Annotated in this window: 16 protein-coding genes; 12 read left to right on the top strand and 4 right to left on the bottom strand. The window is 65.7% G+C overall.

Going from position 1 to position 14,890, the window contains the following annotated elements; genetic code table 11:
* Positions 1-139 precede the first annotated feature (139 nt).
* The 12 genes from V9L20_RS22425 (at position 140) to V9L20_RS22370 (ending at position 11,620) form a co-directional block, all read left to right on the top strand.
* A complete protein-coding gene (locus tag V9L20_RS22425) occupies positions 140-616 on the top strand; it encodes an Lrp/AsnC family transcriptional regulator (protein WP_337298290.1) in 477 nt (158 codons plus the stop codon).
* A 76-nt stretch (positions 617-692) separates the two neighbouring features.
* Positions 693-1,451: a basic amino acid ABC transporter substrate-binding protein gene (locus V9L20_RS22420; protein WP_337298289.1), complete on the top strand. Its 759-nt coding sequence runs from the start codon at positions 693-695 to the stop codon at positions 1,449-1,451.
* 38 nt (positions 1,452-1,489) lie between these two features.
* Positions 1,490-2,260 (top strand): amino acid ABC transporter permease, encoded by a 771-nt coding sequence (locus V9L20_RS22415; RefSeq protein ID WP_157616379.1) that lies wholly within the window; start codon positions 1,490-1,492, stop codon positions 2,258-2,260.
* 15 nt (positions 2,261-2,275) lie between these two features.
* Positions 2,276-3,904, top strand: coding sequence for an MFS transporter (locus V9L20_RS22410; RefSeq protein ID WP_337298288.1), 1,629 nt, complete (start codon positions 2,276-2,278; stop codon positions 3,902-3,904).
* A 146-nt stretch (positions 3,905-4,050) separates the two neighbouring features.
* The gene (locus tag V9L20_RS22405; RefSeq protein ID WP_337298287.1) at positions 4,051-4,872 is read left to right on the top strand and encodes a creatininase family protein; all 822 of its coding nucleotides are present in this window, start codon (positions 4,051-4,053) and stop codon (positions 4,870-4,872) included.
* On the top strand, positions 4,869-5,657 hold the full coding sequence (locus tag V9L20_RS22400; RefSeq protein WP_431769290.1) for an ABC transporter ATP-binding protein: 789 nt from the start codon (positions 4,869-4,871) through the stop codon (positions 5,655-5,657). The genes V9L20_RS22405 and V9L20_RS22400 overlap by 4 nt, the downstream gene beginning before the upstream one ends.
* Complete coding sequence (locus tag V9L20_RS22395) at positions 5,641-6,534, top strand: ABC transporter permease (protein WP_337298286.1); 894 nt, start codon at positions 5,641-5,643, stop codon at positions 6,532-6,534. Before V9L20_RS22400 ends, V9L20_RS22395 begins: the two co-directional genes overlap by 17 nt.
* A 4-nt stretch (positions 6,535-6,538) precedes the next feature.
* A complete protein-coding gene (locus V9L20_RS22390) occupies positions 6,539-7,906 on the top strand; it encodes an FAD-binding oxidoreductase (RefSeq protein ID WP_337298285.1) in 1,368 nt (455 codons plus the stop codon).
* A gap of 293 nt (positions 7,907-8,199) precedes the next feature.
* Entirely contained in the window at positions 8,200-9,228 is a 1,029-nt protein-coding gene (locus tag V9L20_RS22385; protein WP_258502939.1) for an ABC transporter substrate-binding protein, read from the top strand.
* Between the two features lie 144 nt (positions 9,229-9,372).
* Positions 9,373-9,963, top strand: a complete 591-nt coding sequence (locus tag V9L20_RS22380) for an NAD(P)H-dependent oxidoreductase (protein WP_258502940.1) — start codon at positions 9,373-9,375, stop codon at positions 9,961-9,963.
* A 17-nt stretch (positions 9,964-9,980) separates the two neighbouring features.
* Positions 9,981-10,952, top strand: a complete 972-nt coding sequence (locus V9L20_RS22375; protein WP_337298284.1) for a PDR/VanB family oxidoreductase — start codon at positions 9,981-9,983, stop codon at positions 10,950-10,952.
* Positions 10,949-11,620, top strand: coding sequence for a TetR family transcriptional regulator C-terminal domain-containing protein (locus V9L20_RS22370; protein ID WP_337298283.1), 672 nt, complete (start codon positions 10,949-10,951; stop codon positions 11,618-11,620). Before V9L20_RS22375 ends, V9L20_RS22370 begins: the two co-directional genes overlap by 4 nt.
* Here V9L20_RS22370 and V9L20_RS22365 read toward each other — a convergent pair.
* From V9L20_RS22365 to V9L20_RS22350, 4 genes are read right to left on the bottom strand one after another with little or no spacing between them, the layout of a single operon-like run.
* On the bottom strand, positions 11,613-12,080 hold the full coding sequence (locus V9L20_RS22365) for a RidA family protein (RefSeq protein WP_055807648.1): 468 nt from the start codon (positions 12,078-12,080) through the stop codon (positions 11,613-11,615). The genes V9L20_RS22370 and V9L20_RS22365 overlap by 8 nt on opposite strands.
* Positions 12,077-13,273, bottom strand: coding sequence for an amidohydrolase family protein (locus tag V9L20_RS22360; protein ID WP_337298282.1), 1,197 nt, complete (start codon positions 13,271-13,273; stop codon positions 12,077-12,079). The genes V9L20_RS22365 and V9L20_RS22360 overlap by 4 nt, the downstream gene beginning before the upstream one ends.
* Entirely contained in the window at positions 13,270-14,088 is an 819-nt protein-coding gene (otnI, locus tag V9L20_RS22355) for a 2-oxo-tetronate isomerase (RefSeq protein WP_337298281.1), read from the bottom strand. The genes V9L20_RS22360 and otnI overlap by 4 nt, the downstream gene beginning before the upstream one ends.
* A gap of 16 nt (positions 14,089-14,104) precedes the next feature.
* Positions 14,105-14,770 (bottom strand): class II aldolase/adducin family protein, encoded by a 666-nt coding sequence (locus V9L20_RS22350; protein WP_337298280.1) that lies wholly within the window; start codon positions 14,768-14,770, stop codon positions 14,105-14,107.
* Positions 14,771-14,890: the final 120 nt, after the last annotated feature.

The raw sequence follows: 14,890 nt of genomic DNA, 5'->3' as shown, positions 1-14,890 counted from the left end.
TGATGGGTGTGGGTCTGTGCCCGGGTCGGGCGCGAGCCCATGATCACGCAAAGTGTATGCCGGGGCCAGCGACAGGTGTTTGCGTTCTTCGCCTCAAAAAAACGCCTTTTAGAAAGAATCTTGCTTAATATCGGTACTTATGGAAAGTATCGACAAGTTCGACCTTGCAATCCTGCAAGAACTGCAGGCCGACGGCCGCCTGACGAATGCCGAGCTTGCGCAGCGCGTAGGCCTTTCGGCCGCACCCTGCTGGCGCCGGGTGCGCGCGCTGGAAGAAGCCGGCTTCATCAAGGGCTACCACGCCGAGATCGACCGCCACAAGATCGGGCTTGGCGTGCTCGCTTTCGTGCGAGTGGACACCGAACGCGTCACGCACGACGCCACCCAGCAACTCGAGGACGCCATCCGCAATCTGCCCGAGGTGGTGGCCTGCCACTACATCAGCGGCACCGGCACCTTCGAGCTGCAGGTGGTGGCGCAGGACTTGGACAGCTTCTCGGCCTTTGCGCGGCGCCACCTGATGAACTTGCCCAACGTGAAAGACCTGCACACCAGCTTCTCGCTGGGGGAGGTGAAGGCCAGCAGCGCCTGGCCGCTCGGGCACTTGGCACGCTAGCTGCAACCTAGAATTCCCGCCCACCCCATACATATAGATGCCGCCAGCTGGCGGAACAAGAGGAAGAGGACCCCGCATGAACTCCATCCGCCGCGCCCTGGCGCTCGGCCTTGCCGCCGCCACGCTCGCCTTCGGCGCCCAGGCACAGAACCGCGAACTCACCGTGGCCTCCAGCGCCACCTACGCGCCCTTCGCCTTCGAGAACAAGGACAAGCAGATCGTCGGCTTCGACATCGACATCATCAACGTCATTGCCAAGCAGCAGGGCCTGAAGATCAAGGTGGTCAACACGCCGTTCACCGGCATCTTCGGCGCGCTCAACAATGGCGACGTCGACCTGGTGATTTCGGGCGTGACCATCAACGACAAGCGCAAGCAGAGCTACGACTTCACGCCGCCCTACTTTGCGGCGCGACAGCTCATCGCACTGCCCAAGAGCAGCACGGTCGCGTCGCTGAAGGATCTTGCCGGCAAGAAGATTGCCGTGGTGAGCGCCTCCACCGCCGACGACATCGCCTCGCGCGAGTTCGGCAAGACCAGCCCCAACATCCGCCGCTTCGAGAGCACGCCGCTCATCATTTCGGAACTGGCCGGCGGCGGTGTCGATGCCGCCATGGGCGACAACGGCGTGATCGCCTACCGCGTGGCACAAAACCCCGATCTCAAGACCGTCGACGACAAGTCCTTCCCTGAAGAGGGCTTCGGCATCGTGGTGAAGAAGGGCGACAAGGCGCTGCTCGACAAGCTCACGGCCGGCCTTGCTGCGATCCGCGCCGACGGCAGCTACAACACGATCTACAAGAAGTGGTTCAACAAGGACCCGAACGCCCGATGAGCAGCAGCACGTCCGGCCCGGGCGCAAGGGAGCACTAGATGGAACAGCCGATCCTGTTGTTCGGATGGTTCCGCTGGGACATCCTGGTCGAATACAAAGACCTGTTCTGGCAAGGCGCCTGGATGACGCTGCGCATGACGGTGGTGTGCGTGCTGCTGGGCGCAAGCTGGGGCCTGTGCCTGGCGCTGGCGCGGCTCGCGCAGCCGCGCCATGCGCCCTGGACGTGGGTTGCACGTTTCTTCCTGCGCTGGCCGGCCACGGTGTACGTGAGCTTCTTTCGCGGCACGCCGCTCTTCGTGCAGATCCTGCTGATCCACTTCGCGGTGATGCCGGTGTTCATTCACCCGAGCACGGGCCTCCTGATCGACGGCGACCTGGCGCGCACGCTCAAGCAGGAACACGGCGCGCTCATTTCGGGCGTGGTGGCGCTCACGCTCAATTCGGCGGCCTACATCTCCGAAGTGTTCCGCGCCGGCATCCAGTCGATTTCGCGCGGACAGTTCGATGCGGGCCGGTCGATCGGCTTCACGCCCGCGCAGGTCATGCGCTACGTGGTGCTGCCGCAGGCCTTCCGCCGCATGCTGCCGCCGTTGGGCAACAACGCAATCGCCTTGCTCAAAGACACGTCGCTGGTCTCGGCCATCGGCCTGGCCGAACTGGCCTACGCCGCACGCACGGTGGCCGGCGCCTATGCGCGCTACTGGGAGCCGTACCTTGCGATTTCGGTGGTGTACTGGGTGATGACGCTGGTGCTCACCACGATGCTGCGGCGGCTCGAACACCGCCTGGCGCGCAGCGACAGGGGATAGGCACAATCGGGCGACATGCCACCGATTTCCCCCGAAGAGACACCCGTTCCCCCCGCGCGGCCGCAGCCGCCGAAGTTCGCGGCGCTGGAGCCGCTCAAGCTGCCCGTGTTCCGCATGCTGTGGAGCACCTGGCTCATCGCCAACATCTGCATGTGGATGAGCGACGTGGCGGCGGCGTGGATGATGACTTCGCTGACCACCTCGCCGATCTGGGTGGCGCTGGTGCAGTCGGCCTCCACCTTGCCGGTGTTCCTGCTGGGCCTGCCCAGCGGTGCGCTAGCCGACATCCTGGACCGCCGGCGTTGGCTGGTGGCCACGCAGTTCTGGCTGGCGGGCACGGCCATCGTGCTGTGCGCGGCCATTGCGCTGGACATGATGACCGCGCCGCTTTTGCTGGCACTCACTTTCGCCAACGGCATCGGCCTGGCGCTGCGCTGGCCGGTGTTCTCGGCCATCGTGCCTGAGCTGGTGCCGCGGCCGCAGCTGCCGGCGGCGCTGGGCCTGAACGGCATCGCGATGAATGCCTCGCGCATCATCGGCCCGCTGACGGCCGGCATGCTGATTGCCAGCGCGGGCAGCGTTTGGGTGTTTGCGCTCAACGCGGTGCTGTCGGTGGCCTCGGGTTTCGTGGTGCTGCGCTGGCGGCGCGAGCACAAGCCCAATCCGCTGGGGCGCGAGCGGCTCATCAGCGCCATGCGCGTAGGCGTGCAGTTCGTCTGGCAGTCGCAGCGCATGCGGGCCGTGCTCTCGCGCATCACCATCTTCTTCTTTCATTCGACCGCGCTGCTCGCGCTGCTGCCGCTCCTGGCGCGCAACCTCGAGGGCGGCGGCGCCGGCACCTTCACGCTGCTCCTGGCGGCCATGGGCTCGGGCGCGATCGTCGCAGTGCTGTTTCTGCCGCGGCTGCGCCAGGCGCTGGGGCGCGACCAGTTGGTGCTGCGCGGCACGGTGCTGCAGTCGCTTGCCACCGCGGTCATGGCCTTTGCACCCAACGCGTGGGTGGCGGTGCCCGCCATGTTCTTCGGCGGCATGGCCTGGATCACGGTGGCCAATTCGCTCTCGGTGTCTGCGCAGTTGGCGCTGCCCGACTGGGTGCGCGCACGCGGCATGTCCACCTACCAGATGGCCATCATGGGCGCGAGCGCGATTGGCGCGGCGCTGTGGGGCCAGGTGGCCACCGTGACCAACCTGCGCTCCAGCCTCGAAATTGCCGCGGTGAGCGGCACGCTGATGATGCTGGCGGCGCTGCGCTGGGTGACCGACGTCTCGGGCGAAGAGGCCGACATGAGCCCCGCGCGCGCCGGCTGGGCGGCGGGCCCGCCCGCGGAAACGCCCGAAGAAAACGGCCGCGTGGTCATCACCATCGAATACATGATCGATCCCGCACGCGCGGCGGCCTTCCACCTGGTGATGCACCAGACCCGCCGCGCGCGGCTCGGCCAGGGCGCCATCGGCTGGGAACTGCTGCACGACATTTCGGAGCCCGGCCGCTACGTGGAAGAGATCGTCGACGAAAGCTGGACCGACCACCTGCGCCGCTTCAACCGCGCCACGGCCGCCGACATGGCCTTGCGCGAACGGCGGCTGGCGTTTCACATCGGCGAGTCGCCGCCCGTGGTGACGCGCTACGTGGTGAAGCGCTGAATCAGACCGGACGCTCAGGTTTGCAGCAATTGGTTTTACGGGCGATCGGCCTGTCTGGGTAACTACCGATCCATGTTTTTTTGACCGATTGGATAATTTAGACCATCATCCCGCCCTGATTGCCCGTCACCACGAGGTACGCCACGATGAACCCGGTCCCCCTGCGCAGCCGCTTCTGGTCCGACCTGACCAGCGAAGAGTTCTCCCGCCTCGACCGTGAACGGCTCATTGCCGTGCTGCCGGTAGGCGCCACCGAACAGCACGGCCCCCATCTGCCGATGTCGACCGACACGGCCACCATCGACGGCATGGTGCGCGCCACCCTCCCGCACCTGCCCGACGACCTGCCGGTGCTGTTTCTCCCCACCGTGCCCTACGGCAAGAGCAACGAGCATTCGCGCTACCCGGGCACGCTCACCGTGTCCGCGAACACGCTGATCTCGCTGTGGAAGGACATCGGCGCCTGCGTTGCAAAAGCCGGGGTGCGCAAGCTGGTGCTCTACAACAGCCACGGCGGCCAGATGAGCGTAATGGACATCGTCGCGCGCGACCTGCGCGAGGAACACGACATGATGGTCGTGGCCGCCAACTGGTACACGCTCGGCCTGCCCGAAGGCCTCTTCACCCCGCACGAGGGCAAGCACGGCATTCACGCGGGCGATCTCGAAAGCTCGGTGATGCTGCACCTCACGCCCAACTACGTGCGGAAGGACCAGTTCCAGAACTTCAGCTCGATGACCGAGCAGCTGGCCGCCGAAAACAAGTTTCTCTCCATCACGCCCAGCGGCAAGCTCGGCTGGCAGATGCACGACATCAACCCTTCGGGCGCCGCCGGCGATGCCACGCGCGCCACTGCCGAGAAGGGCGCCGCGGTGCTCGACCACGTGGGCCGGCGCTTCGTCGAACTGCTGCACGAGGTCGACCGCTTTCCGCTCTCGCGCCTTGCCAACGAGCCCGCCTGGAAATGAGCTCCACCGCCACCCCGCCGCTGGTCAGCCTGCGCCACGTCAGCAAGCGTTTTGCCAACGGCACGCTCGCGCTTCAGGGCATGACGCTCGACATCGGCGAGCACGACTTCATCAGCTTTCTCGGCCCGTCGGGCTGCGGCAAGAGCACCGCGCTCAGGCTCATCGCCGGGCTCACCCGGCTCAGCTCGGGCGACATGCACTGGTCCGGCGCCAACACCGGAAAGACGCAAAGCGACCGCGACCTGGGCTTCGTGTTCCAGGAGCCCACGCTCATGCCCTGGGCCAAGGTGTTCGACAACGTGTGGCTGCCGCTCAAACTGGCCGGCATGAGCCGCGATGCGGCCGCGCCGGTGGTGCAGCAGGTGCTGGAGATGGTCGGCCTTTCGCGCTTCGCCGACGTGTACCCGCGCGAGCTTTCAGGCGGCATGAAGATGCGCGTGTCGATTGCGCGCGCACTGGTCACGCATCCACGCCTGTTGCTGATGGACGAGCCCTTTGCCGCGCTCGACGAAATGACGCGCATCAAGCTCAACAACGACCTGCTTGCGATCTGGCGCGAGCACCGCTTCTCGGTGGTGTTCGTCACGCACAGCGTGTACGAGTCGGTGTACCTCTCCAATCGCATCGTGGTGATGGCCGCGCGCCCCGGCCGCGTGATCGACGAGATCCGTATCGACGAACCGTATCCGCGGGGCGAAGAGTTCCGCACCTCGAGCCGCTACAACGCGCACTGCACGGCGGTGTCGCAATCCCTGCACGGAGCGCTGCATGACGTCGATCACTGAGCCCGTGGCGCCGGCCGCCGAGGTGGCGGTGAACCCAGCCGACACTGCGCCTTCGGAAGCAATGCTGCGCGCGCATGAAGACAGGCTGCGCCGCCGCGACTCGATGCTGCGCATCGTGGTGCCGGCCGCCATCGTCATTGCGCTGCTGCTGGCATGGGAATGGATGGTGCGCGCCAACAACATTCCGCACTACATATTGCCCGCGCCCTCGCTCATCCTGCGCACGCTGTTCGACAACTGGGCGTCGCTTTCGAGTGCGCTGTGGTTCACGGTCAAGCTCACGCTGCTGGCGCTGGCCGCGGCCATCGTTGGCGGTGTGCTGCTCGCGATTGCGTTCGCGCTCTTCAAGTGGGTGGAGATCGGCCTTTTCCCTATCGCCGTGATCCTGCAGGTGACGCCGATCATCGCGATCGCGCCGCTGATATTGATCTATGTGTCTAGCACCACCGCGGCGTTGTTGCTGTGCGCATGGATCGTGGCTTTCTTTCCGATCCTGTCGAACACCGTCGTCGGCCTGAAAAGCGCCGACAGCAATCTGCGCGACCTGTTCCAGCTCTACAAGGCCTCGCCCTGGCAGACCTTCCGCTACCTGCTCGCGCCCAGCGCGCTGCCTTACTTCATGGCGGGCCTGAAGATTGCGGGCGGACTGAGCCTGATCGGCGCGGTGGTGGCGGAATTCACGGCCGGCACGGCGGGCAAGGAAACCGGGCTGGCTTCGCGCATTCTCGAATCGAGCTTTCGCACCGAGATCCCGATGATGTTCGCGGCGCTGCTGCTGGTGTCGCTGCTCGGTATCGTGATCTTCATCGTGTTCGCTGCGTTGTCGCGCCTGGTGCTCGGCCATTGGCATGAAAGCGAAATGCGCCGTGAACGCTAGCACCATGGCAGCAGCGCAAGTCGACTGGAGCGCCCTGCATGCGGACCTGCGCGGGCTCAACGTCATTACCGCGCCAAACCAACGCAAGCAGCTGTCGAAAGACTTCTACTGGTACAGCCCCATCCTCACCGCGCAGCTCGCGGGCTGCGTAGCCGACCTGGTCGTCAAGGTCAGCACCGAGGACGACGTGCGCCAGGCCGCGGCCGTGGCCGCCAAGTGGAAGCTGCCGCTCACCGTGCGCGCCGGAGGCACCGGCAACTACGGCCAGTGCGTGCCGCTGGAAGGCGGCATCGTGCTCGACGTGACGCAGATGTGCCGTGTGCTCGACATCCAGCAAGGCCGCATGCGCGTGGAGGCCGGGGCGCGCATGCACGACATCGACCTTGCCGCGCGCGAGACAGGCCAGGCGCTGCGCATGTGGCCCTCGACCTGGCACGTGGCCAGCATCGGCGGCTTCATCGCAGGCGGCTTCGGCGGCATCGGCTCATTCCGCCACGGCATCCTGCGCGACCCGGGCAACCTGCTGCGCGCGCGCGTGATGACGGTGGAGCGCGAGCCGCGCATCATCGAACTCCACTGCGACGAAATCCAGCAGGTGCACCACGCCTACGGCACCAATGGCGTGATCCTCGACGTGGAGGTGGCGCTAAGCCCGGCCGTGGAATGGGTGCACTGCACGGTGCTGTTCGACACGTACCGCGGCGCTCTCGACTTCGGCATCGCCGCGCAGGCGCCGACGTTGGACATCTTTTTGCTCTCGACCGTCGAGGCGCGCTTTTCGCCCTACTACACAGCGATGCGCGACCGCTTCCCAAGCAATCGGCATGCGGTTTTCACCATGGTCTCGCCCGAATCGATGGCGGATTTCCGCGCACTCGTCAATGCGCACGGAGGCACGATCTCCGTCGCCGGCACGGAGGCCGAGCTGCTCGCCGACGGTCTGCCACCCGCCTACGAATGCGCGTTCAACCACACGACCCTGCAGGCGCTGAAGGCCGACCGCGGCTGGACGTACCTGCAAGTCGCCTACGCCCAACCATTCGACCCGGCAGTTGTCGAGCGCCATCTGCAAATCTTCGGTGACGACGTTCTGCAGCACCAGGACTTTGCACGCGCCGGCGGCGAATGCGGCACCTTCGGCATCCTGCTGGTGCGATGGAAGGGCGAGGCCCACCAGTACGAAGTGATTCGCGAGATCGAATCGCAGGGCGGCTGCCAGATCTTCAATCCGCATGTGTTCACCATCGAGGACGGCGGAATGAAGACCATCGACACGCAGCAGATCGAGTTCAAGAAGCGCAGCGATCCGATGGGTTTGATGAACCCTGGAAAGACGCGCGGCTGGACTCCCGATATGGCTGTGGAGCGTTGAAGTGACGTCGTGCTTTTTCTTTGGCGGCGTTGGTCTCGAGGGCAGCTGTTCGTGGTGCGCACCCGCCGCGTGCCCAAGTGCACAGGGCATCGGGTGCTCCGCGCAGCGAAATAAAGGAGGAGGGGCGCAGCCCCGGGGGACATTCGCGGAGGGGAGTACCCGGTGGCCTTTGCACACGCCCTGAACACAGCGCCAAGAACAACAGCACCTCCAAAAAACGGCGCCCAAAAGTTCCATCACATGCCCGCTGACATGAAAATCCCCCGCAGCATTCAACCCAGGAGTCCACTGCCATGCGCGTTCCCGCTCTGACCATCCGTCCGCTTGCTCTAGCCCTCGCCCTCGCGGCCGCTGCCTTCGCCGCACAGGCGCAGGAAAAAGTGGTGTTCGCCACCAACTGGAAAGCACAGGCCGGCCACGGCGGCTTCTACCAGGCACTGGTGGACGGCACTTACAAGAAATACGGCCTCGACGTCGACATTCAGCAGGGCGGCCCCATGGTCAACAACCGGCCGATGCTGCCCGCCGGCAAGGTCGACTTTCTGATGACCGGCAACCTGCTGCAGTCCTTCGACAATGTGAAGAACGGCGTGCCCACCGTCGTGGTTGCGGCCTTCTTCCAGAAAGATCCGCAGGCCATGTTTGCGCACCCGGGCCAGGGCTTCGACACCTTCAAGGACATGGCCAAGGCCCCCGTCGCCTTCATCGGCAAGGACGGCCAGTTCAGCTTCTGGCAGTGGATGAAGTCGGAGCACGGCTTCAAGGATTCGCAGCTCAAGCCCTACACCTTCAACGTGGGCCCGTTCCTGGCCGACAAGAAGTCTATTCAGCAAGGCTACGCCATCTCGGAGCCGCTGTCGATCAAGGCGCAGGCCGGCTTCGACCCCGTGGTGCAGCTGCTGGCCGACAACGGCTTTTCGACCTACTCGACCACCATCGAGACGCGCGCCGACCTCGTCAAGACCAAGCCCGAGACCGTGCGCAAGTTTGTCGAGGCCTCGATCATCGGCTGGAACAACTATCTCTACGGCGACAACAAGGCAGCCAACGAGATGATCGCCAAGATCAACCCCGACTCGCCTGTGGCCGCATCGCAGGGCTCCATCGAACTCATGAAGAAGATGGGCATTGTCGACAGCGGCGAATCCCTCACCAAGGGCATCGGCGCGATGGACGAAGCACGCGTGAAGGACTTTTACGACAAGATGGTGAAGGCCGGTTTGTACAAGCCCGGCGAGATCGACCTTTCGAAGGTCGTGACCACGCAGTTCGTCAACAAGGGCGTCGGGCTCGACGTCCGAAAGAAGCTCGCCGGCAAATAGCCGGCTCGGTTTTTTCCCGCGGGCCGCGCGGGGCTTGCGCCGGGGTCAGATGCCGGCGCCTGGGTTGCCATAAGGCACTGCGCGGCTCTTTGTTCCCTGGGCTCTGACCCCGTCTCGCCGACAGGCGAACCGGCCCTCTCTTTCATGAAAACGCTCGTCGTCCACTGCCATCCGAACCCTGAGAGCTTCAACCACGCGCTCTACCGCACGGCCCTTGCGGCGCTGGAGCCGCGGCACCCCGTCAAGGCCATCGATCTGTACGCCGAGGGTTTCGACCCGACGCTGACGCGCGAAGAGCGCATCGCCTACTTGGACAACCCCGAACTCATCCGCGAACGCGTGAAGCCCCATGTCGAAGCGCTGCTGTGGGCCGAGCACCTGGTGTTCGTCTACCCCACCTGGTTTCATGGACCGCCGTCCATGCTCAAGGGCTGGCTCGAGCGCGTGTGGCTGCCCGGCGTTGCGTTCCTCCCCGCAGAGCGCAAGGGGCAGGTTGCGAAGTCGGGCATGCGGCACATCCGGCGGTTGACGGTGGTGACCACGGGCGGCTCGCCGCGCTGGTTCGTGATGCTCATCGGCGACCCGGGCCGGCGGCTCTTCACGCGCGCGCTGCGGGCGCTGTTTGCGTGGCGCTGCAAGGTCACGTGGCTGCAGCTGCACGACATGAACGCAGTCACCGAACGCGACCGCATCCATTTCATCGAACGCGTGTCGCGCAAGCTGCAGAGCATCTAGCCAGGGAGACACACACCATGAGCCTTGAACGCATGCTCACCGTCCGCGTCGAACGCATCTCGCGGCAGACGCCGGAAATTCTGGCTTTCGAGCTGGCGCATCCGTGGGGCCGTGGACTGCCGGGCTATGAAGCCGGCGCGCACATCGATGTGTTCATGCCCGGGGGCTTCTCGCGCCAATACTCGCTGGCGCGATGGTCTTCCGATGCGCCGTCGAATGCCGCGTCGTACGTGATCGGCGTGAAGCGCGAGGCCCAAAGCCGCGGCGGCTCGGCCTCGATGCACGAGCGCGTGCGCGAGGGCGACCTGCTGGCCATCAGCGCGCCGCGCAATACCTTTCCGCTGCGCGAAGCGGCAACGCGGCACCTGCTGCTGGCCGGCGGTATCGGCATGACGCCGCTGCTGGCCATGGCCCAAGCGCTTGCGGCACGCGGCGCGGACTTCGCCCTGTGCGTGTTCGCGCGCAGCGAAGAGCACCTGGCGTTTGCAGACGCACTGCATTCGCCGACGCTCGCACCGCACCTGCGGCTGCACCTGGACCAGGGCGATGCCACGCAGCGCATCGACCTGCGTGCGCTGCTGGCCGAGCGTGCACCCGGCACGCACCTGTACGTCTGCGGTCCCGGCGGCTTCATGAAGGCGGTGCGCGAAGCGGCTGCGCACTGGCCCGAAGACGCGCTGCACGCCGAATACTTCGCCGCGCCGGCCGATGCGAACACCAGCACCGGCCTGCCCTTCACGCTGAAGCTGGCGCGGCGCGGCATTGCGGTGCCCGTTGCGGCCGACCAGACCGCCGTCGATGCACTGCATGAGGTCGGCATCGACATTCCGGTGTCATGCCAGCAGGGCCTGTGCGGCACCTGCGTGGTCGAAGGAGACGGCGAAGGCGCGGAGCACCGCGACTTCTGCCTCACGGGCACCGAGCGCCGCACGAAAGTGGCCCTGTGCTGCTCGCGCGCCAAGGGCCAGGAACTGGTACTGCAGCTGTGAATGCGCGGCCCGCCATCGGCACTACCGACGAAAGCATCGGCGAGGCGCCCGCCACGCGCGGCCGTTCACGCAAGTACACCCAAGTGCTCGGGCTCATCAACCAGGCCGCCATCGAGGTGTTTGCCAGCGAAGGGCTGGCCGGCGCGTCCACCCAGGCGATTGCCGACAAGGCTGGGCTTTCGAAGGCGCAGCTGCACTACTACATCGAGAGCAAGGAAGCGCTGTACCGGCAGATCCTGCAGGACATTCTCAACGACTGGATCGTGGTGTTCGGCTTTGCGGACGAGGCCTTCGGCCCGCGCAAGGTGCTGGGCGACCTGATCCACCGGAAGATGGTGTTCTCGTTCGAGCACCCGCTGCGCTCGCGTATTTTTACGGCCGAGATGATGCACGGCGCCCCCGTGCTCAACAGCATGATGGACACGAGCAAGCAGCGCACCGACCAGGCCGCCGCCGTGATCCAGAACTGGATGAACCAGGGCCTGATGGACAAGGCCGACCCGATGCTGGTGCTGTTCCACATCTGGGCCGTGACGCAGTTCTATGCCGACCACGCCACGCAGGCCGCGTATTTCCGCAACGTTGCGCAAGACGGCGACGACAGGGACCGGCGCTACCTGATCGAGCAGGTGACCGAATTCCTGCTGAAGGGCGCGGGCGTCAAATAGGCCGGTGCTGCGGCAGGTACATGGTGGCTTCCACTTCCACCAGCACTTCGTCGCCCGGCAGGAAGCGCGACACCTCGACCACCGTGCTCACCGGCGGCTCGCCCGGATAGAAAAGCCCGCGCACGCGGTTGTAGAACGCATAGTGCGGCAGGTGCCGAAAGTACTGCACCAGCTTGACCACGTCTTCCATGGTGCCGCCGTGCTCGGCGGCAATCTGGCGGATGCGTTCGAGCACGAACCAGCTCTGCGCCACGATGGGCGCCTCGAAGATGTCGACCGACATCTGCCCCGTGGCATAGCCCACGCCCTGCAAGGCCGTGCGGGCTTCTTCGGGAATGGCGTCGTAGCCGGCCACGGCGCGCCGCGTGGCCGGATCGACCGCGACCACGCCGCTCATGAAGACGAAATCGCCGACGCGTTTGGCGGCGGCGTAGTTGGCCATTGGTTTGCCCATGCTCATTGTGTTTGCTCCAGAATTTGACCGGCACGGATCACGGTGCGTTGGCGCCCACGCGGGCCGATGAGTTCATGCTCATCGGTGGCCGCAAGCAGCACCAGGTCGGCGGGGCAGCCCGGCGCAATGCGCCCGTCCCACGCAAGGCCGAGCGCCTTCGCAGGGCTGACCGTCACCGCGTCGAACCATTCGCCCGCAGGTGCGAGGTGCGCCATTTGCACGCCAAGGCCAAAGGTTTCCAGAAGATCGTAGCTGCCATAGGGATAGAAGGCGTCCTGCACGTTGTCCGTTGCCAGGCTCACACGCAAGCCACGTGCCGCCGCCTCGTGAATGCGCGTGATGCCGCGCTGCACCGGCGTGCGGTCCCAGGCACCCTGGAGGTACAGGTTGGTGGTCGGCAGCGCGACGATGTGAAGGCCCGCGCCGGCACACAGCGCCAGCGTTTCGTTGGCCACCGCATCGTCCTGCACGGCCAGCGAGCAGCAGTGGCCGCACACCACGCCGCGCCGGAACTCGCGCGCACGCATCAGCTGCGCAATGCTGCGCAAGCCGCTCGCGTCGGCATCGAGGCCTTCATCGACATGAAAGTCGAGGCCCAGGCCGTGGCCTTGCGCCAGGTCGAACACGCGGCCGAGCTTGTGCAGCAGGCCTTCGTTGCGATAGACGAAGGCACCGAGCGTGCCGCCCGTACGCTTTACCTCGCGCGCGATGCGCTCGCCGGCGTCGAGGTCCGCAAACAGATCCAGCGGGGTGAGAGAGACGAACTGCAGCTCGATGCGCCCGCGCCATTCATGGCGCAAGGCTTCGAACACTGCGAGCGCGGCCGGCGGCTCGGCCTGCACCCAGTCGATGTGCGTGCGCAGCGCGCGCGTGCCTGATTGCCAGGCGTCGTGCAGCGCGCGTGCCATGCGCGGTCGCAGCGCTTCGCCGGTCCAGCCCGCGCGGTGCTTGTCCATGCGTTCGATGGCCGCGAACAGGTTGCCCTCGGCCGCGCCGACTTCCTGCACGGTGTAGTTCTTGTCGATGTGCGCGTGCGCTTCGACAAGCGCACTCAGCAAGATGCCGCGCGCGCCCGACTGCGATGCGCTCGGCACGACGGCCTGCACGCGATCGCCGGCCAACGTCACGTCGAACACCTGCGCATCGCCCGCGGCAAAGCCCCGCAGCCGCGTCGGAATGCGCACGGACTCGAGCTTCATGCGCGCTGTTGCAATGCCCGCAGCCAGCCCAGGCCGGCCGAAGTGCCACCGGGTTCCATGCCGCGGCTGGGCCGGTATTCGCAGCCGATCCAGCCCTGCCAGCCGCACTGCGCCGAGACTTCGTCGATCAGGTCGAACAGGTATGGGTAGTTCTGCTCGCCGATGTCGGGCTCGTGGCGCTCTGGAACGCCGGCAATCTGGATGTGGCCCACGCGGCCGGTCGGCAGGTACTTTCGGATCTTCATGGCCACGTCGCCCTCGACGATCTGACAGTGGTACAGGTCCATCTGCACCTTGAGGTTGGGCGCGCCCACCATGTCGACGATTTCGTGCGCGTGGTCTTGTCGGTTCAGAAAGAAGCGCGGAATGTCGCGCGTGTTGATCGGCTCGATCAGCACGTCGCGGCCGGCCTTGGCGGCCTCGGCGGCGGCCCAGCGCAGGTTGTCCACGTACACGGGCTGCACGGCTTCGCGCTCCAGGCCCTCAGGCACCAGGCCCGCCATGATGTGGATGCGCGGGCAGTCGAGCGCCGCGGCGTAGTCGATGGCCTTGGCAATGCCTTCGCGAAACTCGGCGTCGCGGCCCGGCAGGCAGGCAAGACCCCGCTCGCCGCCGTCCCAGTTGCCCGGGGGGCCGTTGAAGAGCACCTGCTGCAGGCCGTTGTGCTTCAGGCGCGCAGCAATCTCGTTGCGGTCGAAGGCATAGGGGAACAGATATTCGACGGCCTTGAAGCCATCTTTCGAGGCGGCTTCGAAGCGGTCAAGAAAGTCGAGCTCCGGATAGAGCATCGAGAGGTTGGCGGCAAATTGAGGCATGGGGTGCTTTTTACTATTACCAGCGCGCGCCGAAAGTGCGGCGCAGTTCGTCGATCTGTTCATCGCTCAGCGGCTGGGGTTTGGCCGTGCCGGTGAGCAGATGGAGCTTTGCGGTTTCTTCGAGTTCCTCGAGCACGGCCATCGCCGCGCCCGGCGTCTCGTGCCACACATTGGGTCCGAGGCGTTCGAGCATCACGGCACGAATCGGCGTGCCGGCCGCACCGCGGCGCTCAATGGCTTGTGCGACCAGCTCGGCCGCTTCGGGCGCGCCGGGCCGGTGATAAGGAATAAGCGGCACGTGACCGACCTTCATCACGAAGTACGGCGTGAGCGCGGGCAGGAGTTCATCGCCTTGCGTGCCAAGCGTGAGTGCAACGCAGTGCGTGCTGTGCGTGTGAATCACGCAGGCCGTGCCTGCATCGAATTTGCGCGCAGCCGCATAGATGCGCGTGTGCAGCGCAATGGTCTTGCTGGCGCGGTCGCCGACTGTCTGGTTGCCCTGAGTGTCGAGCTTGGCCAAGCGCGCGGGGTCGAGGAAGCCGAGGCAGGCATCGGTTGGCGTGATGAGAAAGCCGTCATCGAGCCGCACGCTGATGTTGCCTGCCGTCGCATGCACATAGCCGCGTTCGAAAAGGCTGCGGCCTACGCGGCAGATTTCTTCGCGGGCTTCGGTTTCTTTCATTTCGGCTTTCTATGCGCGTTGTGTAGGTGCTTTTTCAGGGCGTGTGCAAAGGCCACCGGGTACTCCCCTCCGCGAATGTCCCCCGCCTTCGGCTCCTCCTTTATTTCGCTGCGCGGAGCA

This window comes from Variovorax sp. CCNWLW225 (assembly GCF_037204045.1).
Classification (GTDB): Bacteria; Pseudomonadota; Gammaproteobacteria; order Burkholderiales; family Burkholderiaceae_C; genus Variovorax.
Note: the sequence above shows the minus strand (reverse complement) of the source record. Positions and strands in the feature narration are given on the sequence as shown.